Genomic DNA, 20555 nt, shown 5'->3' with positions numbered 1-20555 from the left:
TATTAGGAATAGTATTGAGGTATTAACACATGAATCAGATCCCTATGACAGTTCTAGGTGCAGAAAAATTACGCGAAGAGCTGGAATATTTAAAAAGTATTCGTCGTCCCGAGATTATTGCAGCTATTGCAGAAGCTCGTGAACATGGAGACTTAAAGGAAAACGCGGAATATCATGCTGCAAGAGAGCAACAAGGTTTCTGTGAAGGCCGTATACAAGAAATTGAAGCGAAATTATCAAATGCTCAAGTCATTGATATTACTAAGATGAATAACAATGGCCGTATTATTTTTGGTTCAACAGTTACGCTGTTAAATGTTGAAAATGAAGAAGAGCAAACTTACCGCATTGTTGGTGATGATGAAGCTAACATTAAAGAAAACTTAATTTCTGTTAATTCACCGATTGCACGTGGATTAATTGGTAAAGAGTTAGATGATGTTGTTGTTATTACTACACCTGGTGGACAAGTCGAGTATGAAGTTTTAAACGTAGAATATATTTAATTTATAATTTTACGTTTCTATAGAAAACTAGAGTGCCATCCTGTGGTAATATAAAAAAGGCCTTAAAAGGCCTTTTTTGCCATAGAGTTAGTTATGGCATTTTTATATAAAGATACGAGTTTTATTTCGGTAAAATAATCTTACGTGCTTCTGAAGGACGATAAAGAACAAGAATTTTTCCGATAACTTGTACATTCTGTGCACCGCTTTCGCGTACAATCGCTGCCACGATCAAGTTTTTAACATCTCGATCTTCGCCTGCGATTTTGACTTTGATAAGCTCATGGTGTGCCAGAGCGAGTTCAATTTCTGCAAGAACGCCTTCAGTCAACCCGTTGTTACCAATCATAACGACTGGATTTAGGTGATGAGCGAGCCCTTTCAGGTGTTGAATTTGTTTTTTGTTAAGAGTCATCATTAATTTTTGCTTTGTTGGGATTGAAAACGATCTATTCTAACGCCATCTCTCATTTATCACCATAAAATGTCGTTAATACGGGGTTAAATGAGTGAAAGAGTAAAAATATTGATAGCTAAGTGTATGATAGTTGGAAAACGCAATGGCCAATAAAAAACGTTCGGCAAGCTCTAGCCGCTGGTTACAAGAACATTTTAGTGATAAATATGTTCAGCAAGCACAGAAAAAAGGGTTTCGCTCTCGTGCTTGGTTTAAGCTGGAAGAAATTCAGCAAAGTGACAATATTTTTAAACCAGGTATGACCGTTGTCGATTTAGGGGCAGCCCCAGGAGGGTGGTCTCAATATGTTGTACAGAAGTTAGGAAGCAAAGGTCGAATCATCGCATGTGACCTTTTACCTATGGATCCTATAGTCGGGGTCGATTTCCTTCAAGGCGATTTTCGTGATGAACTTGTGTTGAAGGCATTGCTTGATAGAGTAGGTGAAAACAAAGTCCAGGTTGTCATGTCTGACATGGCTCCAAACATGAGCGGTACACCCGCGGTCGATATTCCTCGATCCATGTATTTAGTAGAGTTAGCGCTTGATATGTGTCGTGATGTACTGGCTCCCGGGGGAAGTTTTATTGTCAAAGTATTTCAGGGAGAAGGCTTTGATGAATACCTGGGGCAAATACGCTCCCTGTTTACGAAAGTGAAAGTTCGTAAACCAGACGCTTCGCGGTCTCGTTCTCGTGAGGTATATATTGTAGCCACAGGGCGTAAACTTTAGTACCCTAAAGCTATTTGTTAACACAGTTGTAATATGAGGTTAATCCCTTGAGTGACATGGCGAAAAACCTGATCCTCTGGCTAGTTATTGCAGTCGTTTTGATGTCATTATTCCAGAGCTTCGGACCCAGCGATTCGAATAGTCGTAAGGTGGATTACTCTACCTTTATCAATGAGTTAACTAATAACCAATTACGCGAGGTCAGCATAAGTGGTTATGATATTAATGTAACTAAAACAGATAACTCAAAGTACAGCACGTATATGCCTATGCGTGATGACAACCTGCTGACCACTTTAATGAACCGTAATGTAAAAGTAACGGGCGAACCACTTGAAGGCCAAAGTCTTCTGACTCAAATTTTTGTGTCTTGGTTCCCAATGCTATTACTAATTGGTCTTTGGATTTTCTTTATGCGCCAAATGCAAGGTGGTGGCGGTAAAGGTGCGATGTCTTTCGGTAAAAGCAAGGCACGCATGTTGACAGAAGACCAAATCAAAACAACCTTTGCTGATGTAGCGGGTTGTGATGAAGCGAAAGAAGAAGTAAGCGAATTAGTTGAGTATTTACGTGATCCCGGTCGTTTCCAGAAATTAGGGGGTAAAATCCCTAAAGGTATTCTGATGGTGGGGCCTCCAGGTACAGGTAAAACATTATTAGCAAAAGCCATCGCGGGTGAAGCGAAAGTTCCATTCTTTACCATTTCAGGTTCTGATTTCGTTGAAATGTTTGTGGGTGTGGGTGCTTCTCGTGTTCGTGATATGTTTGAACAAGCTAAAAAAGCAGCACCTTGTATCATCTTTATCGATGAAATCGATGCGGTTGGTCGCCAACGTGGTGCCGGTTTAGGTGGTGGTCATGATGAACGTGAACAAACACTGAACCAAATGCTTGTTGAGATGGATGGTTTCGAAGGTAATGAAGGTATTATTGTTATTGCGGCAACTAACCGTCCTGATGTGTTAGACCCAGCATTACTTCGTCCGGGTCGTTTTGACCGCCAAGTGGTTGTTGGTTTACCTGATGTGCGTGGACGTGAGCAAATCCTTAAAGTCCATATGCGCCGTGTGCCTTTATCACCAGATGTTGATCCAGCAATTTTAGCGCGTGGTACGCCAGGTTTCTCTGGTGCTGACTTAGCTAACTTAGTTAACGAGGCTGCTTTATTCGCTGCACGTGGTAATAAACGTGTTGTCTCAATGGTCGAGTTTGAGAAAGCGAAAGATAAGATAATGATGGGCGCAGAGCGCCGTTCAATGGTGATGACTGAAGAACAAAAAGCATCAACTGCTTATCATGAAGCGGGTCACGCAATTATTGGCCGGTTAGTACCTGAACATGATCCTGTGCATAAAGTGACGATTATTCCTCGTGGACGTGCATTAGGTGTGACTTTCTTCTTACCTGAAGGCGACCAAATTAGTGCGAGTCGCCAGAAGTTAGAGAGCCAAATTTCAACACTTTACGGTGGCCGTTTAGCTGAAGAAATTATCTATGGTGCAGAACATGTTTCTACGGGTGCTTCTAATGACATCAAAGTGGCAACCAATATTGCACGTAACATGGTGACACAATGGGGCTTCTCTGAAAAATTAGGGCCATTGCTGTACGCAGAAGAAGAAGGTGAAGTGTTCTTAGGTCGTTCTGTTGCTAAAGCGCAGCATATGTCTGATGAAACAGCTCGTACAATTGACGAAGAAATTAAAGCTATCGTTGATCGTAACTATGTTCGTGCTCGTCAGATCTTAATGGACAACCTTGATATTCTGCACTCAATGAAAGATGCACTGATGACTTATGAAACTATCGATGCGCCTCAAATTGATGATTTAATGAATCGTCGCGATGTTCGTCCACCTGCGGGTTGGGAAGGCAATAATGGCAATAGTGGTACAACTACTGCCCAGCCAGCACAAGCGCATGTAGCGAGTGAGCCAAAAGATAAGCCAGAGTCAGAAAGTGATACACCTTCTGATAAAAATACTCACTAATCCTTATTGGGTTATGCACATTGAGTAAGCTATAAATACAAACCCCAGGCTTCTGGGGTTTTTTTTTGAAGGTATCAATGAAATGAAATTAATGGCGAGAGGAACAGAACTTAACTTATCAACACCTCAAGTTATGGGGATTTTGAATGTTACTCCAGACTCTTTTTCTGATGGTGGCACTCATAATTCACTTAATGATGCAGTTGATCATGCGGCAAAATTAATCGCTGAAGGGGCTTCTATCATCGATATTGGTGGTGAGTCAACTCGACCTGGCGCAAGTGATGTTTCTATTGATGAAGAGTTGCAGCGTGTTGTTCCTGTTGTTGAGGCTATTCGTCAGCGTTTTGATATTTGGATCTCTGTTGATACATCCAAAGCTCAGGTCATTACTGAATCAGCAAACGTCGGTGCTTCAATTATCAATGATATTCGCTCTTTACAAGAGCCGGGAGCACTTGAAGCAGCAGCTAAAACAGGTTTGCCTGTGTGTATTATGCATATGCAGGGCAACCCTAAAACTATGCAACAATCGCCACATTATGAGAATGTGATGATGGATGTTGATCGTTTTTTACAAGAAAATATTCAGCGTTGTGTTGATGCAGGGATCGAAAAAAATCAAATTATTCTTGATCCAGGATTCGGCTTTGGTAAAAATTTAGCGCATAATTACCAATTATTAGCACACTTAAGTGAACTTCATCACTTTGGTCTACCTATACTTGCCGGAATGTCACGCAAATCAATGGTTGGACAACTATTGAATGTGCCACCACAAGAGCGTGTTGCTGGTAGCGTGGCATGCGCAGTTATTGCAGCGATGCAAGGCGCACAAATTATTCGTGTACACGATGTTAAAGAGACTGTTGATGCGATGAAAGTCGTACAAGCGACTCTTTCTGCAAAGGAAAATAATGAATGAGCGAACGTAAATACTTTGGAACAGATGGTATCCGTGGAAAAGTAGGTGATAGTCCAATTACACCTGATTTTGTATTAAAACTAGGTTGGGCTGCGGGCAAAGTATTAGCACGTCATGGCTCTCGCAAAATCATTATTGGTAAAGATACTCGTATTTCAGGCTATATGCTGGAATCAGCATTAGAAGCGGGTTTAGCGGCTGCAGGTTTATCAGCCTCATTTACTGGACCAATGCCAACACCGGCTGTTGCTTATTTAACGCGTACATTTCGTGCTGAAGCAGGGATTGTTATTTCAGCTTCTCATAACCCTTATTACGATAATGGGATTAAATTCTTCTCTATTGATGGTACAAAATTACCAGATGAAGTAGAAGAAGCTATTGAAGCTGAAATGGAAAAGCCAATTACTTGTGTTGAATCCGCAGAGCTTGGTCGTGCAAATCGTATCGTGGATGCGGCAGGTCGTTATATTGAATTCTGTAAAGGGACTTTCCCGAATGAAAACAATCTTAATGGTCTAAAAGTGGTTGTCGATTGTGCTCATGGTGCAACATACCATATCGCGCCAAACGTATTTCGTGAACTAGGTGCTGAAGTGATCACTATTGGTTGTGAACCAACGGGTATCAATATCAACGAAGAGTGTGGTGCAACAGATGTTCGTATGTTGCAAAAACGCGTATTAGAAGAAGGCGCTGATGTTGGTTTAGCTTTTGATGGTGACGGTGACCGTATCATCATGGTTGACCATCAAGGTCTAAAAGTTGATGGTGACCAAATTCTCTATATTATTGCGAGAGAAGCATTACGCCAAGGTCAATTACGCGGTGGTGCTGTTGGTACTCTAATGAGTAATATGGGATTAGAGATTGCACTTAAACAACTGGGTATTCCTTTTGTCAGAGCAAAAGTGGGTGACCGCTATGTGCTTGAAAAACTACAAGAGAAAGGCTGGCGTTTAGGTGCCGAAAACTCAGGCCATATTATTTTATTAGATAAAACAACGACAGGTGATGGTATTGTTGCAGGTTTACAAGTTTTAAGTGCAATGGTGCGTAACCATATGAGCCTACATGATCTATGTAGTGGCATGAAGCTATTACCGCAAGTGTTAGTGAATGTTCGCTTTACGGGTAGCCACGACCCGTTACAAACATCTGAAGTTCAGCAAGTCGCCAAAGCAGTTGAAGACGAGCTGGCTGGTAAAGGTCGTGTATTGTTGCGTAAATCAGGTACAGAACCTTTAATTCGTGTCATGGTTGAAGGTGAAAATGAAGAGCAAGTTACTGCGATGGCAAATCGTATTGCTGACGCAGTCAAGCACGTGGGTTAATTGATGATTTTTTCTTCAATCAATCACTTTGTAGTAAAATAACCTTGCTTGTCAGTTCAGCTTTGGTTAGTATTCACACCCGCTTAGTAAGGTCTTGAACTAAAGCGGGTGAAGCAATCGAAGGTTATCGTTAAGACGATAAGTTCCATAGAAAAGGTAACGCAAATGTATACGGCACTCATTGTTATTCTTATCATTGTAGCAACAGGGCTAGTTGGTCTGATCCTGTTACAGCAGGGTAAAGGTGCTGATATGGGCGCTTCTTTTGGTGCAGGTGCTTCCGGTACAGTATTTGGTTCAAGCGGTTCAGCTAACTTTATGACCCGTATGACCGCTGTTTTAGCAACAGCTTTTATTGTACTTGCCCTTATTTTAGGTAATCTAAGTGCCAATAAAACTGTGCGTGAAGACAGCAAATGGATGTCTATCGAGCAGACTACAGAAGAAGCTAAAAAAGCTGAGCAGTTAGCAGCGCCTGTAGCGCCAGCAAATACAGATATTCCGCAGTAAACTAAGTAAAGATTTAAATGAGATTGTTAATATTTACGCAGTAACAGTCTCATTAAGTGCCGAGGTGGTGAAATTGGTATACACGCTACCTTGAGGTGGTAGTGCCTATAAAACGGGCGTACGGGTTCAAGTCCCGTTCTCGGCACCATTATTCCAGATAGCTTGCGTTTTGCTTGTTATCAGCGTAAAATTTGCCACGTTTTTCGAACGCGGGGTGGAGCAGCTTGGTAGCTCGTCGGGCTCATAACCCGAAGGTCGTCGGTTCAAATCCGGCCCCCGCAACCACTTCTAACAATACAGCACTTTTCTCATTAATCATCTTGTTGAACCGATTATGATCCTGAGTGGAATGTGCCGTAAGAAGAGGTTATTCTCGAATGGCAAGTTACAGGGTCCAGTTGCATAAAGCCCCGAATTTCGGGGTTTTTTGTTATCAGAGAATAGAATACTGGGCTATAGGCCCTTTTTTTATGCCTTGGGGGTGGGTTTGTCCACATTAGAGCAAAAATTAACAGCGATGGTTTCAGCACCAGTAGAAGCATTAGGCTTTGAATTTGTCGGTCTTGAGTTTATTCGTGGCCGAGAATCAACATTGCGCATCTATATTGATAGTGAAGACGGTATCACTGTTGATGATTGTGCTGATGTTAGCCACCAGGTCAGTGCTGTGCTGGATGTTGAAGATCCAATTCAAACAGTTTATAACCTTGAGATTTCTTCTCCTGGTTTAGAACGACCTTTATTCACTGCAACGCATTATGAGCAATTTATCGGTGAAGAAGCCGCTATTGTATTACGAATTGCAATGCAAAACCGCCGTAAATGGCAGGGCATTATTAAGTCTGTCGCTGGCGAAATGATCACGGTTACTGTGGATGGTAAAGACGAAGTGTTCGCACTGAGCAACATCCAGAAAGCTAACCTGGTACCCCACTTTTAAGTTTTGAAGAGGCAACTAGGATGAACAAAGAGATTCTGGCTGTTGTGGAAGCGGTCTCTAACGAAAAATCTCTTCCTCGTGAAAAGATTTTTGAAGCACTGGAAACCGCACTAGCGACAGCAACTAAGAAGAAATACGAGCAAGAGATTGACGTTCGCGTTTGTATCGACCGTAAAACTGGTGACTTTGATACATTCCGTCGTTGGGTTGCTGTTGATGAAGTGACTCAACCAACTCGTGAAATCACACTTGAAGCAGCTCAATATGAAGATCCTAGCATTGAGCTAGGTGGTTATATTGAAGATCAGATTGAATCTGTCACTTTCGACCGTATTACGACACAAACCGCTAAACAAGTTATCGTACAAAAAGTACGTGAAGCTGAAAGAGCAATGGTTGTTGATCAATTCCGCGAACAATTAGGCGAAATTATCACGGGTGTTGTGAAGAAAGTGAACCGTGAAAATATCACTTTAGATTTAGGTAATAATGCTGAAGCGGTTATTTTACGCGAAGATATGTTACCGCGTGAAAACTTCCGTCCAGGTGACCGTTTACGTGGTGTTTTATACGATGTACGTACAGAAACCCGTGGTGCACAACTTTTCGTGACACGCTCTCGCCCTGAAATGCTGGTTGAACTTTTCCGTATTGAAGTACCAGAAATTGGCGAAGAAATCATTGAAATTAAAGCTGCAGCGCGTGATCCAGGTTCCCGTGCCAAAATCGCAGTAAAAACTAACGACAAGCGTATTGACCCTGTGGGTGCTTGTGTTGGTATGCGTGGTGCACGTGTACAAGCCGTTTCCAGCGAATTGGGCGGCGAGCGAATTGATATTGTTTTGTGGGATGATAATCCTGCACAATTCGTCATTAATGCAATGGCTCCGGCAGATGTTGCTTCTATTGTTGTCGATGAAGACAAATGCACAATGGATGTTGCAGTCGAAAGCAGTAACCTTGCACAGGCAATCGGCCGTAATGGTCAAAATGTTCGTCTGGCAGCACAGTTACTGAAAAAACATCGTGGTGATGACAAGTGGGAATTAAACGTCATGACTGCTGATGAACTGAATGCAAAACATCAGGCAGAAGCAAACGCAGCCATTGAAATATTTACTAAGCATCTCGACATTGATGAAGACTTCGCAACTGTTTTAGTTGAAGAAGGTTTCTCTACCCTTGAAGAGTTAGTTTATGTGCCAATCAGTGAACTGCTGGCTATTGACGGATTAGATGAAGACACCGTTGAAGCTCTACGTGAAAGAGCAAAAGCTGCACTAACAACGATTGAGTTGGCTCAAAAAGAAAGCCTAGGCGATAACCAGCCAGCCGAGGACTTATTAGCTCTCGAAGGCTTGGAGCGCTCTTTAGCATTTGATCTAGCTGCCCGTGGTATCTGCACACTGGAAGATCTTGCCGAACAGGGTATCGATGACCTAACTGATATTGAAGGTTTAAATAGTGAGCGCGCAGGCGAACTCATTATGGCCGCACGTAATATCTGCTGGTTTGGGAATGATGCGTAACAACTGAGCAGGAAGGAACAGAATGACAGATGAAACAGTAAAATCACTGGCAGAAGAGATTCAGACACCGGTTGAACGTTTGGTACAGCAGTTTGCTGATGCCGGTATTAAGAAGACCGTCTCTGATTCTGTCTCCCAAAAAGAGAAAGAAACCTTACTGGCTTGGTTGAATCGTGATAAAGGCGTATCAACCAACCAACCAGAAAAATTAACGTTACAACGCAAAGTGCGTAGTACGTTAAGTGTTCCTGGTACAGGTGGCAAAAGTAAATCAGTAGCCATCGAAGTCCGCAAAAAACGCACTTATGTGAACCGTGACGCCGTTGAAAAAGCGCAAGCGGATGAGCAAGCTCAGCGTGAAGCGGAAGAAAAGGCGCATCGCGAAGCCGAAGAAAAAGCCCAGCGCGAAGCACAAGAGAAAGCACAGCGCGAAGCTGAAGAAAAAGCAAAACGTGAAGCTGAAAAGGCGAAGAAAGACGCCGAAGAAAAAGCGAAACGTGAAGCTGAAGAAGCAAAACGTGAAGCAGCGGAATTAGCTAAGCGCGAAGCAGCGGAAAAAGATAAAGTGAAACAAAACGATAAACCAAAAGCTGATAAAGCAGCAGATCAGGAAAAAGCACGTCGCAATGCTGAACAGGCTGAACTGAAGCGTAAAACGGAAGAAGCACAGCGCCGTAAAGCGGAAGAAGAAGCACGCATAGCAGCAGAAAAAGCACGTCGTTTAGCTGAAGAAAATGCTGAAAAATGGACTGCTGAACCTAAAGCACCAGAAGCTGAAGGCTCAGACTATCATGTAACAACATCACGTTATGCTCGTGATGCAGAAGATGAAAGTGATGCTGAAGTTGAAGGTGGCCGCGGTCGTGGTCGTAATGCTAAGGCTCCTCGTCCTAAGAAAAACAACCGCCATTCTGAAAAAGCAGATCGTGAAGAAGCACGTGCTGCTGGCCGTACTAACAAGAAAGGTAAACGTAAAGGTAGCGCATTACAGCAAGGCTTTAATAAGCCAGCGGCTGTTGTAAACCGTGATGTTATTATCGGTGAGACTATTTCTGTTGCTGAACTGGCTAACAAAATGGCAGTAAAAGGGTCTGAAGTTATCAAAACTATGATGAAAATGGGTGCTATGGCGACCATTAATCAGGTTTTAGACCAAGAAACTGCGCAGCTTGTTGCTGAAGAAATGGGTCACAAAGTTATCTTACGTCGTGAAAACGAGTTAGAAGAACAAGTCATGAGCGATCGTGATACTGGCGAAGAAAGCGCAGTATCTCGTGCTCCAGTTGTGACTATCATGGGTCACGTTGACCATGGTAAAACATCATTACTGGACTACATTCGTTCAACGAAAGTAGCATCAGGCGAAGCGGGTGGTATCACCCAGCATATTGGTGCTTATCACGTTAAAACTGACAAAGGTGAAATCACCTTCCTAGATACTCCAGGTCACGCCGCGTTTACTTCAATGCGTGCTCGTGGTGCTCAGGTTACGGATATCGTTGTTCTGGTTGTTGCGGCAGATGATGGTGTAATGCCACAAACTATCGAAGCAATCCAACACGCAAAAGCAGCAAACGTACCGGTTGTTGTTGCAGTGAACAAAATTGATAAACACGAAGCTGATCCAGATCGCGTTAAAACTGAATTGTCTCAATATGGCATTCTGCCAGAAGATTGGGGTGGTGAAACTCAGTTTATCCATGTATCTGCAAAACAAGGTTTAGGTATTGACGAACTGCTAGATGCTATTCTTTTACAAGCTGAAGTTCTCGAACTGAAAGCAGTTAAAGAAGGTATGGCAAGCGGTGTTGTTATCGAATCTTACCTTGATAAAGGTCGTGGTCCAGTTGCAACTATTCTTGTCCGTGAAGGTACGCTAAATAAAGGTGACATCGTTCTGTGTGGTTTCGAATATGGTCGTATTCGTGCAATGCGTAACGAATTAGGTCAAGACGTTCAATCTGCTGGCCCATCAATGCCAGTTGAGATTTTAGGTCTGTCTAATGTTCCTTCTGCGGGTGATGAAGCAACGGTTGTTCGTGATGAGAAGAAAGCGCGTGAAGTTGCATTATACCGTCAAGGTAAATTCCGCGATGTTAAACTGGCTCGTCAGCAGAAATCTAAACTGGAAAACATGTTTGCTAACATGGAAGAAGGTAAAACTTCTGAACTGAATATCGTTCTGAAAACTGACGTTCAAGGTACTTGTGAAGCGATTACTGATGCATTAGTTAAACTTTCTACTAATGAAGTTAAACTGAAAATCATCGGTTCAGGTGTAGGTGGTATCACCGAAACTGACGCAACATTAGCGGCCGCTTCTAACGCAATCATTCTTGGTTTCAACGTTCGTGCTGATGCATCTGCTCGCCGTATCATTGAACAAGAAAGTGTTGATTTACGTTACTACTCCGTTATTTATAGTCTGATTGACGAAATCAAACTGGCAATGAGCGGCATGTTGGCACCTGAATATAAACAAGAAATCATGGGTCTTGCAGAAGTCCGTGATGTGTTTAAATCACCTAAATTCGGTGCGATTGCGGGCTGTATGGTGGTTGAAGGTAACATCAAACGTAATAACCCAATTCGTGTTCTACGTGATAACGTGGTTATCTATGAAGGCGAACTTGAGTCACTACGTCGCTTTAAAGATGACGTCAACGAAGTGCGTAATGGCATGGAATGTGGTATCGGTGTGAAAAACTACAACGATGTCCGTGTTGGCGACATGATTGAAGTCTTCCAAGTTATCGAAATCAAACGTTCTATTGATTAATTTAGTACGTCTTGTTTTAAAAGGGAGCTCAAGGGCTCCCTTCTTATTCCTTTCTTTGTTGTATTCTCCTCTTATTTTCTCTCCATTTTTCAATATAACCGAAATAGATTGCCTTTCAGTAATTTATGAAAGTGAAATAACAGGGTAAAATAGCACCAAAGAAACATTTTATTTCTAAAGAAAGAAATCAGAGAAAGCGGTTGTTAAATACCACTTCATGTATACTCTTTAGATATCATTGATTTTAGATTTGAATTAATAATGACAAGCAGGGCGATACCCTATTGTCAGGGAGAGATAAAATGGCAAGAGATTTTAGCCGTAGTCAGCGCGTTTCTCAGGAAATGCAAAAAGAAATCGCCATCATTTTACAACGTGAAGTCAAAGATCCACGCATTGGAATGGCCACGGTTTCTGGCGTTGAAATTTCTCGTGATTTGGCTTATGCCAAAGTGTTTGTCACCTTTTTAAACTTATCTGGTGGTGAAAAAAGCGAAGAAGAAATGGTTGCAGAGGGTTTAACTGCACTTAATGAAGCCGCTGGTTTTATTCGTTCTTTATTAGGCAAAGCGATGCGTTTACGCATTGTGCCTGAGCTGACATTTGCTTATGACAACTCATTAGTTGAAGGTATGCGTATGTCTAACTTAGTTTCTAACGTCGTTAAAAGCGATGAAGAGCGTCGTCATAAAGAGGACAAATAATGGGGCGTCGTCGTAAGGGGCGTGAGATTAACGGCGTATTGCTACTCGATAAACCCCAAGATATTTCATCTAACGATGCACTCCAAAAAGTCCGCCGTATGTTTAATGCCAGTAAGGCTGGGCATACAGGGGCACTGGATCCTTTAGCAACAGGTATGCTCCCTATTTGTTTAGGTGAAGCAACGAAATTTTCACAGTTTCTACTGGATTCTGATAAGCGTTATCGTGTTATTGCCCGTTTAGGGCAACGAACCGATACTTCTGATGCGCATGGCGAGGTTATTCAAGAGCGCCCTGTGCAATTTACACAGAAAGCTTTAGATGATGCCTTGGATAGTTTTCGTGGCGAAACATTGCAAGTCCCTTCAATGTACTCCGCCTTAAAACATCAAGGTAAACCGCTTTATGAATATGCCCGACAAGGTATTGAAGTTGAGCGTGAAGCAAGACCGATTACCGTTTATGAACTTCAGTTTATTCGCTGGGAAGGTGATGAATTAGAGCTGGAGATCCATTGTTCTAAAGGTACTTACATTCGAACAATTATTGATGATCTTGGTGAGAAATTACAATGTGGTGCTCACGTTATTTTCTTACGTCGACTAGAAGTTGCAGATTATCCTAAAGAGCGAATGGTAACGTTAGAGCAATTAAGCGCGATGATAGAGAAGGCTCAAACTGCACAAGAAGATCCTTTCTTGGCGCTTGATGCGCTGTTATTGCCTATGGATACTGCAGTTGCACATTTTCCTGTTGTGAATCTGACCACGATTATTGCGGGTTATCTTAAGTTGGGACAACCTGTTCGTGTGAATCATGACATCAGTGAAGGTGAATGGGTAAGAGTAACTGAGGGTGATGAAAAAAAATTCATTGGCCTTGCTATCATCAAAGATGGCTTAGTTGCACCGAAAAGAGTTGTTGTAGACTATAGCGCACAAGATAACACTTAATAGCAATCTTGCGCTAAAGGTGTTTGAAGCGTAGAATAATGCGGCTATCTGTTTAGGTGGCTGAGTTGGATAGCTGAATTAGAGATTGGCTATCTGAAAATTTTACTTAATTTGGAGTTTATTATGTCTCTAAGTACTGAAGCGAAAGCACAAATCGTTGCTGAATTTGGTCGTGATGCTAACGATACTGGCTCAAGCGAAGTTCAGATTGCACTGCTGACTGCAGAAATCAACCACCTGCAAGGTCACTTTTCAGAGCACAAAAAAGATCACCACAGCCGTCGTGGTCTGCTGCGTAAAGTTTCCAGCCGTCGTAATCTGCTGGACTACCTGAAACGTAAAGATGTTGCTCGTTACTCTGCACTGATTGAACGTTTAGGTCTGCGTCGCTAATCAAGAGAGTTTCACTGGAAAGGGGCCTGTTGGCCCCTTTTCTACTAGAAAGTGCTATTTTTAATATTAGTCGTTATGTTTTAATGTGGTGATTGTTATTTAGTCTCTCTAGTTACGACAATTCGCGCGGCTAATGAAAGTATTTCTCACTAAGTGGTTAATATTTTCATTAGTCGCGAGGGGACGTAGCGGAGAAAAGATCATTCATCGTCGCTAAACATCTGGCGACAATAAGATAAAGGATATTATTTTGCTGAATCCTACAGTTCGTAAATTTCAATACGGTCAACATACTGTTTCATTAGAAACAGGCATGATGGCTCGTCAAGCAACAGCTGCTGTTATGGTTGACATGGACGGCACCGCTGTTTTTGTCACTGTTGTTGCAAAGAAAAAAGTTAAAGCTGGACAAGATTTCTTCCCATTAACAGTTAACTATCAAGAGCGTTCATACGCTGCTGGCCGTATCCCTGGTAGCTTCTTCCGTCGTGAAGGCCGTCCTGGTGAAGGCGAAACGTTAATTGCACGTTTAATTGACCGTCCTTTACGCCCATTATTCCCAGAAGGTTTTTTAAACGAAATTCAGATCGTTGCTACTGTTGTTTCAGTTAACCCACAAGTTAACCCAGATATCGTTGCAATGATTGGTGCTTCTGCGGTATTAGCGCTGTCAGGTGTTCCATTCAATGGCCCTATTGGTGGTGCTCGTGTTGGTTTTATCGATGGACAATATGTTTTAAACCCAACTGTTGATGAGCTGAAAGTCAGTAAATTAGACTTAGTGGTTGCCGGTACGGCAGGCGCAGTCCTGATGGTAGAATCAGAAGCTGATTTACTATCAGAAGAAGAAATGTTAGGTGCAGTTGTATTTGGTCATGATCAACAACAAGTTGTTATCGAAAACATTAATGCATTAGTTGCAGAAGTGGGTAAAGAGAAATGGGATTGGGCGCCAGAAGCTATCAACCAAACTTTACATGACCGTATTGCACAATTAGCTCAAGCTCGTATTGGTGATGCATATCGTATCACTGAAAAACAAGAACGCTATGAACAAATCGAAGCTATCCGTGATGAAGTTATTGCGACGCTAGTCGCTGAAGATGAAACTTTAGATGAAGCCGAAATCAGTGAAATCTTCTCAGGTCTTGAGAAAAACATCGTTCGTGCTCGCGTATTAGCTGGTGAACCACGTATTGATGGCCGTGAAAAAGACATGGTACGTGCATTAGATATTCGCACTGGTTTATTACCACGTACTCACGGTTCAGCACTATTTACTCGTGGTGAAACTCAGGCTCTGGTAACGGCAACATTAGGTACTGCACGTGATGCTCAAACCATTGATGACATCATGGGTGAGCACACTGATACATTCTTACTGCATTATAACTTCCCTCCATACTCTGTTGGTGAAACAGGCATGATGGGTTCACCAAAACGTCGTGAAATCGGCCATGGCCGTTTAGCAAAACGTGGTGTGTTAGCTGTAATGCCAACAATTGAAGAATTCCCATATACTGTTCGTGTGGTTTCTGAAATCACTGAATCAAATGGTTCATCTTCAATGGCATCTGTTTGTGGTGCTTCTTTAGCGCTGATGGATGCAGGTGTGCCAATTAAAGAATCTGTTGCAGGTATTGCAATGGGTCTAGTCAAAGAAGGCGACAACTTTGTTGTTCTTTCCGATATCCTGGGTGATGAAGACCATTTAGGCGATATGGACTTTAAAGTTGCTGGTAGCCGTAACGGTGTCAGCGCATTACAGATGGATATCAAAATTGAAGGTATCACTCGCGAAATCATGCAGGTTGCATTAAACCAAGCGAAAAGCGCACGTCTACATATTTTAGGCGTAATGGAAGATGCAATTAGCAAACCTCGTGCTGATATTTCTGAATTCGCACCGCGCATTCATACAATCAAAATTAATCCAGACAAGATCAAAGACGTTATCGGTAAAGGCGGTTCTGTTATCCGTGCATTAACGGAAGAAACTGGTACAACTATCGAAATCGAAGATGATGGTACAGTGAAGATTGCTGCAACAAGTGGTGATCAAGCAAAACAAGCTATCGCTCGTATCGAAGAGATCACGGCAGAAGTTGAAGTGGGTCGTATCTACAACGGTAAAGTAACTCGTATCGTAGATTTCGGTGCATTCGTTGCTATCGGTGGCGGTAAAGAAGGTCTGGTTCATATTTCTCAAATCGCAGACAAACGCGTTGAGAAGGTGAGTGACTACTTGGAAATGGGTCAAGAAGTGCCAGTTAAAGTACTGGAAATTGACCGTCAAGGCCGTATTCGCTTAAGCATGAAAGAAGCTCAAGCTAATCAGCAGGAAGCAACAGAAACTTCTTCTGAAGATTCTGCTAATTAATGATACTCTACTACCGATATCTAGACATGGGTATCGGTAGAGACTTATTATGATTGACAAGTAGGACGTCTAGAACGCTTTTTGTTGAAAGGTCTGACTTTGGGAGTGAGAAATGAAAACATTTCTGCGCGGTTGTTCTATTGCTGTTTTCATCTTTATTTCCGGATGCAGCACTAGTCCAGAGTGGCGTCAGAATGCGATTTTTGCCACACCATTGCAGCCTTCTTTACAACAAGAAGTGATATTGGCTCGTATAGAACAAATCCTAGCGAGCCGCTCATTAACCGAAGATGAATACGCACAGCTTTTATATGAGCGTGGTGTGCTGTATGATAGCCTCGGTTTACGAGCTTTAGCGCGTAATGATTTTTCAATGGCGCTATCAATACGACCAGATATGCTAGAAATTTTTAATTTTCTAGGTATCTATTTTACGCAAGCAGCGAATTATGATGCTGCTTATGAAGCGTTTGATTCTGTTTTAGAGCTTGATCCAACTTACAATAATGCGCGTTTTAATCGTGGTATCGCTTCGTACTACGGTGGCCGATTGAAATTGGCGCAGGATGATCTGCAGGCGTTTTATCAGGTCGATCCAAATGATCCCATTCGTTCGCTTTGGTTATATCTTGTAGAAAAAGAGATAAACACTGATTTGGCTAAACAACAGCTAAAACAGCGATACCAGCAGGCGGATAAAACGGGACAATGGGGATGGAATATAGTTGAGTTTTATTTAGGCGACATTAATGAGAAAACATTAATGTTGAAACTAAATGAGGCTTCAACCGATAACACTTCGCTCGCTGAGCATCTTAGTGAAACTAACTTCTATTTAGGTAAGTATTACCTAAGTCTGGGGGATACGGATAGCGCAGAAGCGTTATTCAAGCTGACGGTTGCCAACAACGCACATAACTTTGTTGAGCACCGCTACGCATTGTTGGAATTAGCACTGTTAGGCCAACAAGAAGACCTAGCGGAATCGGACCAGCAATAGCTGACGAACATTTCTCTGATCAGTTTGAAAGCCATCATCTACACAGGATGAGGGCTTGTTTGTTCGTTTAATAATATAATTTGAGCCAGTTCACATTTTAGATGATAAAGACCGACAAACCATGCGGTATGTTATGTCAACTGGCTGCCATAATGAATGAGGCACAGTGACATGACTACTGAAACCGATATGACTTTTGCTGATCTAGGTTTATCAGCACCTATTTTGACTGCACTGAATGACTTAGGCTACGAGAAGCCTTCTCCAATTCAGCAACAATGTATTCCTTTCCTTTTAAACGGTAATGATGTTTTAGGTATGGCACAGACGGGTAGTGGTAAAACTGCCGCATTTAGCCTGCCGTTATTACATAATCTTGATGAATCATTAAAAGCACCACAAATTTTAGTTTTAGCACCAACTCGTGAACTTGCGGTTCAGGTTGCTGAAGCAATTGAAGATTTTTCTAAGCATTTACCAAAAGTAAATGTTGTTGCTCTGTATGGTGGTCAGCGTTACGACGTTCAATTACGTGCGTTACGTCAAGGGCCACAAGTGGTTGTAGGTACACCAGGTCGTTTATTAGACCATTTAAACCGTGGCACATTAGACTTATCTAAATTAAAAGGTTTAGTCTTAGATGAAGCTGATGAAATGTTACGTATGGGCTTTATTGAAGATGTTGAAAACATTTTAAGTAAGATCCCAGCAGAACACCAAACTGCACTGTTCTCTGCAACAATGCCAGAAGCTATTCGTCGAATTACTCGTCGTTTTATGAACGATCCGAAAGAAGTTCGCATCCAAAGTAGCGTAACAACACGTCCAGACATTAGCCAAAGCTATTGGATGACATTTGGCGCGCGTAAAAATGAAGCGTTAATTCGTTTCTTAGAAGCAGAAGATTTTGATGCGGCAATTATTTTCGTTCGTACTAAAAACGCAACATTAGAAGTAGCTGAAGCTTTAGAGCGTAATGGTTATAACAGCGCAGCGTTAAATGGTGATATGAACCAATCACTGCGTGAGCAAACATTAGAACGTCTGAAAAATGGTCGTTTAGACATTTTAATCGCGACTGACGTTGCTGCTCGTGGTCTTGACGTTGACCGTATCAGCCTTGTTGTGAACTATGATATCCCAATGGATTCAGAATCTTACGTTCACCGTATTGGCCGTACAGGTCGTGCAGGTCGTGCTGGCCGTGCAATTTTATTCGTTGATAACCGTGAGCGTCGTTTACTGCGCAATATCGAACGTACAATGAAGATGACTATTCCTGAAGTAGAGCTGCCAAATGCAGAACTTATCAGCCAACGTCGTCAGGAAAAATTTGCACAGCAAATTGCGCAACAATTAGAAACTAGCAACCTTGACCAGTATCGTGCTCTGTTACCTAAATTAGCTCCACAAGGTGAAGAAGCGCTGGATATGGAAACACTGGCTGCGGTATTGCTGAAGATGGCTCAAGGTGAGCGCGCACTTATTCTGCCACCTGATCCCGTTCGTCGTCCTCGTCGTGAATTTAACGATCGTGACGATCGTCGCCGTGATAACGATCGCGAGCGTTCTCCTCGTCGTGAACGTCGTGATGCTGGCGAAATGGATTTATACCGTATTGAAGTGGGTCGTGATGATGGTGTTGAAGTTCGTCATATTGTTGGTGCGATTGCTAACGAAGGCGATATCAGCAGCCGTTACATTGGTAATATCAAGCTGTATGGTTCTCACTCAACCATCGAATTACCAAAAGGTATGCCAACAGATTTATTAAGCCATTTCACACGTACGCGTATTATGAACAAACCACTGAATATGCAATTAGTGGGTGATGCACAATCTCAGCCTTTCCGTGAGCGTCGTAATAACAGTCGTCGTGATGGTCAGCCACAAGGTGGTCGTCGTTTTAGTAACGGTGATCAACCACAACGTCGTGGTAATAACGATCGTGGTGGTGAACGTGGTAACTTCCGTGGTCGCAATAACGAAGGCACACCTCGCCGTCGTAGCAGCACTCATAACCAATAAGAGTTGGTAATTAACTTAATTTTAAATTAAGTTGATGACAAAAATAAAACCAGTCAACGAAAGTTGGCTGGTTTTTTTATACTTATTTTAATGATATAAAATTTGTCACGACCGACTTCCATTAATCATAGGAAAGTTCATGCAAACCAATCAATTAGAATTACGTTGTATTCAGCAAGATGCTGATACTCAACGTACAGACTTCAATTTTTATATTGATGGTATAGCATTGGATAAATGGTTGGGGTTTGAGAAACAAACAGATTTACGCTTTTCAGATTTTGACTTGGATTTTTTCGTTGTTGATAAAGCTCGTTTCCCGAATTATGACCGTCATAAAATTATTCGCAGTAAAATAGAGCAATATTTAGGAAATAAACCTGTTTATACTCAATTAGATAATAATCGATTGGTGTTGTACCGCTGTCATTGTGGTAGCGATTATTGCTCTGTGATCGCTTGTGATTTAGAAATTACAGAAGATCAGGTGAAGTGGAATAATATTGCTTATGAAGATGGGTTAGATAAAGAAGACGCACTAGAACTTGATGAACATGGAATTACGCCTATTGAACAGCTTATTTTTGATCGTAAGCAGTATCAGCAAGTTTTTAATGAGTATTTAGAACAATACTTATGATTATCTAAATACCCATTTATTACAGAGCGTTATTAATTAGCTTAAACCAATCGCTTCTTTTAATGGTTTTAGATATCGGCGACTAACAGGAATTTGGCTATTATTGTGTAATATCAATTCTGCCTGCCCATTATCACCAAAAATAATCTCATTAACATAATCCATATTCACTAAATATTGGCGATGGCAACGAACTAATTGTGTACGTGTTTCTAATGTACGTAGTGTTAATTCAGTAAAGCCTTCCTGGCCTTGATTATTGGTAACATAAACACCACTGAGTCTTGATGTTGCAAATACAGCCTCATCAATGGGCATTAACCAAATACGGCTATGACCTGTACATGGAATGCACTTTAAACGCTCTTCAGGCGGTGTTAAGAGATCAATATTCTGTTTCTTACCTTGGCGTAAACGATTTAATGTTTTCGTTAATCGCTCTTGCTCTAATGGCTTGAGTAAATAATCAAAAGCGTGCTCTTCAAAAGCCTGAATTGCATACTCTTCAAATGCAGTTAAAAAGACAATATAAGGGCGATGTTCAGGATCAAGCATTGTGACCATTTCAAGGCCAGTAATACGAGGCATTTGAATATCCAGAAAAACAACATCAGGCTTTTTACGATGTATTTCTCCTATAGCTTCAATCGCATTACTGCATTCACCAACAATATGAATATCCTTTTCAGTTTCAAGTAAACAACGTACATTTTCACGAGCCAACGGCTCATCATCAACGATTAATATATTCAT

At 41.8% G+C, this 20555-nt stretch carries 18 protein-coding genes and 2 tRNA genes; 18 read left to right on the top strand and 2 right to left on the bottom strand.

Going from position 1 to position 20555, the window contains the following annotated elements; translation table 11 throughout:
* The first annotated feature begins 29 nt into the window (after positions 1–29).
* Positions 30–506 (top strand): transcription elongation factor GreA, encoded by a 477-nt coding sequence (gene greA / locus QSH13_RS08920; protein ID WP_109396703.1) that lies wholly within the window; start codon positions 30–32, stop codon positions 504–506.
* 121 nt (positions 507–627) lie between these two features.
* Here the strand turns inward: greA and yhbY are convergent, their stop codons facing one another.
* A complete protein-coding gene (yhbY, locus tag QSH13_RS08915; protein WP_036914752.1) occupies positions 628–921 on the bottom strand; it encodes a ribosome assembly RNA-binding protein YhbY in 294 nt (97 codons plus the stop codon).
* A 145-nt stretch (positions 922–1066) separates the two neighbouring features.
* Here yhbY and rlmE point away from each other — a divergent pair, with 145 nt between their 5' ends.
* The 17 genes from rlmE to QSH13_RS08830 all read left to right on the top strand — a co-directional run bounded on the left by rlmE (position 1067) and on the right by QSH13_RS08830 (position 19802).
* Positions 1067–1696: a 23S rRNA (uridine(2552)-2'-O)-methyltransferase RlmE gene (gene rlmE / locus QSH13_RS08910; protein ID WP_006535698.1), complete on the top strand. Its 630-nt coding sequence runs from the start codon at positions 1067–1069 to the stop codon at positions 1694–1696.
* A gap of 47 nt (positions 1697–1743) precedes the next feature.
* Positions 1744–3687, top strand: coding sequence for an ATP-dependent zinc metalloprotease FtsH (ftsH, locus tag QSH13_RS08905; RefSeq protein WP_162556662.1), 1944 nt, complete (start codon positions 1744–1746; stop codon positions 3685–3687).
* Between the two features lie 82 nt (positions 3688–3769).
* Positions 3770–4612 carry a dihydropteroate synthase gene (folP, locus tag QSH13_RS08900; protein WP_109396706.1) on the top strand — a complete coding sequence of 281 codons (843 nt, stop codon included), beginning with the start codon at positions 3770–3772 and terminating at the stop codon, positions 4610–4612.
* A complete protein-coding gene (gene glmM / locus QSH13_RS08895) occupies positions 4609–5946 on the top strand; it encodes a phosphoglucosamine mutase (protein ID WP_072064554.1) in 1338 nt (445 codons plus the stop codon). The genes folP and glmM overlap by 4 nt, the downstream gene beginning before the upstream one ends.
* A 165-nt stretch (positions 5947–6111) precedes the next feature.
* Positions 6112–6456, top strand: coding sequence for a preprotein translocase subunit SecG (gene secG, locus QSH13_RS08890; RefSeq protein WP_036914692.1), 345 nt, complete (start codon positions 6112–6114; stop codon positions 6454–6456).
* A 58-nt stretch (positions 6457–6514) separates the two neighbouring features.
* Positions 6515–6604, top strand: a tRNA-Leu gene (locus tag QSH13_RS08885).
* A 60-nt stretch (positions 6605–6664) separates the two neighbouring features.
* Positions 6665–6741, top strand: a tRNA-Met gene (locus QSH13_RS08880).
* A 202-nt stretch (positions 6742–6943) separates the two neighbouring features.
* The gene (gene rimP / locus QSH13_RS08875) at positions 6944–7396 is read left to right on the top strand and encodes a ribosome maturation factor RimP (RefSeq protein WP_036914691.1); all 453 of its coding nucleotides are present in this window, start codon (positions 6944–6946) and stop codon (positions 7394–7396) included.
* 20 nt (positions 7397–7416) lie between these two features.
* Positions 7417–8925: a transcription termination factor NusA gene (gene nusA, locus QSH13_RS08870; RefSeq protein ID WP_006535691.1), complete on the top strand. Its 1509-nt coding sequence runs from the start codon at positions 7417–7419 to the stop codon at positions 8923–8925.
* A 22-nt stretch (positions 8926–8947) separates the two neighbouring features.
* Entirely contained in the window at positions 8948–11704 is a 2757-nt protein-coding gene (gene infB / locus QSH13_RS08865) for a translation initiation factor IF-2 (RefSeq protein ID WP_286039057.1), read from the top strand.
* 302 nt (positions 11705–12006) lie between these two features.
* Entirely contained in the window at positions 12007–12408 is a 402-nt protein-coding gene (gene rbfA / locus QSH13_RS08860; protein WP_006535687.1) for a 30S ribosome-binding factor RbfA, read from the top strand.
* Complete coding sequence (gene truB, locus QSH13_RS08855; protein WP_109396710.1) at positions 12408–13361, top strand: tRNA pseudouridine(55) synthase TruB; 954 nt, start codon at positions 12408–12410, stop codon at positions 13359–13361. The genes rbfA and truB overlap by 1 nt, the downstream gene beginning before the upstream one ends.
* Positions 13362–13484: 123 nt before the next feature.
* The gene (gene rpsO, locus QSH13_RS08850) at positions 13485–13754 is read left to right on the top strand and encodes a 30S ribosomal protein S15 (RefSeq protein ID WP_023583571.1); all 270 of its coding nucleotides are present in this window, start codon (positions 13485–13487) and stop codon (positions 13752–13754) included.
* A gap of 250 nt (positions 13755–14004) precedes the next feature.
* Positions 14005–16134, top strand: a complete 2130-nt coding sequence (gene pnp, locus QSH13_RS08845; protein ID WP_036914690.1) for a polyribonucleotide nucleotidyltransferase — start codon at positions 14005–14007, stop codon at positions 16132–16134.
* Between the two features lie 112 nt (positions 16135–16246).
* On the top strand, positions 16247–17134 hold the full coding sequence (gene nlpI / locus QSH13_RS08840) for a lipoprotein NlpI (RefSeq protein ID WP_109396712.1): 888 nt from the start codon (positions 16247–16249) through the stop codon (positions 17132–17134).
* 171 nt (positions 17135–17305) lie between these two features.
* Positions 17306–19162 (top strand): DEAD/DEAH family ATP-dependent RNA helicase, encoded by a 1857-nt coding sequence (locus QSH13_RS08835; protein WP_109396713.1) that lies wholly within the window; start codon positions 17306–17308, stop codon positions 19160–19162.
* Positions 19163–19301: 139 nt separating this feature from the next.
* Positions 19302–19802: a hypothetical protein gene (locus tag QSH13_RS08830; protein ID WP_286039056.1), complete on the top strand. Its 501-nt coding sequence runs from the start codon at positions 19302–19304 to the stop codon at positions 19800–19802.
* Between the two features lie 36 nt (positions 19803–19838).
* Here QSH13_RS08830 and btsR read toward each other — a convergent pair whose 3' ends face one another.
* Positions 19839–20555 carry a two-component system response regulator BtsR gene (gene btsR, locus QSH13_RS08825; RefSeq protein WP_109396714.1) on the bottom strand — a complete coding sequence of 239 codons (717 nt, stop codon included), beginning with the start codon at positions 20553–20555 and terminating at the stop codon, positions 19839–19841.

The sequence above is a fragment of the Proteus faecis genome (assembly GCF_030286765.1).
Classification (GTDB): Bacteria; Pseudomonadota; Gammaproteobacteria; order Enterobacterales; family Enterobacteriaceae; genus Proteus; species Proteus faecis.
The sequence above is the reverse complement of the archived record's forward strand: the minus strand, read 5'-3'. Positions and strand labels throughout refer to the sequence as shown.

Bases quoted from the DNA above. Each gene is read 5' to 3' on its own strand.
- btsR (WP_109396714.1), bottom strand. From the start codon at position 20,555: ATGAATATATTAATCGTTGATGATGAGCCGTTGGCTCGTGAAAATGTA.
- greA (WP_109396703.1), top strand. From the start codon at position 30: ATGAATCAGATCCCTATGACAGTTCTAGGTGCAGAAAAATTACGCGAA.
- truB (WP_109396710.1), top strand. From the start codon at position 12,408: ATGGGGCGTCGTCGTAAGGGGCGTGAGATTAACGGCGTATTGCTACTC.
- yhbY (WP_036914752.1), bottom strand. From the start codon at position 921: ATGACTCTTAACAAAAAACAAATTCAACACCTGAAAGGGCTCGCTCAT.
- infB (WP_286039057.1), top strand. From the start codon at position 8,948: ATGACAGATGAAACAGTAAAATCACTGGCAGAAGAGATTCAGACACCG.
- rbfA (WP_006535687.1), top strand. From the start codon at position 12,007: ATGGCAAGAGATTTTAGCCGTAGTCAGCGCGTTTCTCAGGAAATGCAA.
- rlmE (WP_006535698.1), top strand. From the start codon at position 1,067: ATGGCCAATAAAAAACGTTCGGCAAGCTCTAGCCGCTGGTTACAAGAA.
- QSH13_RS08835 (WP_109396713.1), top strand. From the start codon at position 17,306: ATGACTACTGAAACCGATATGACTTTTGCTGATCTAGGTTTATCAGCA.
- nlpI (WP_109396712.1), top strand. From the start codon at position 16,247: ATGAAAACATTTCTGCGCGGTTGTTCTATTGCTGTTTTCATCTTTATT.
- rpsO (WP_023583571.1), top strand. From the start codon at position 13,485: ATGTCTCTAAGTACTGAAGCGAAAGCACAAATCGTTGCTGAATTTGGT.
- folP (WP_109396706.1), top strand. From the start codon at position 3,770: ATGAAATTAATGGCGAGAGGAACAGAACTTAACTTATCAACACCTCAA.
- glmM (WP_072064554.1), top strand. From the start codon at position 4,609: ATGAGCGAACGTAAATACTTTGGAACAGATGGTATCCGTGGAAAAGTA.
- nusA (WP_006535691.1), top strand. From the start codon at position 7,417: ATGAACAAAGAGATTCTGGCTGTTGTGGAAGCGGTCTCTAACGAAAAA.
- QSH13_RS08830 (WP_286039056.1), top strand. From the start codon at position 19,302: ATGCAAACCAATCAATTAGAATTACGTTGTATTCAGCAAGATGCTGAT.
- secG (WP_036914692.1), top strand. From the start codon at position 6,112: ATGTATACGGCACTCATTGTTATTCTTATCATTGTAGCAACAGGGCTA.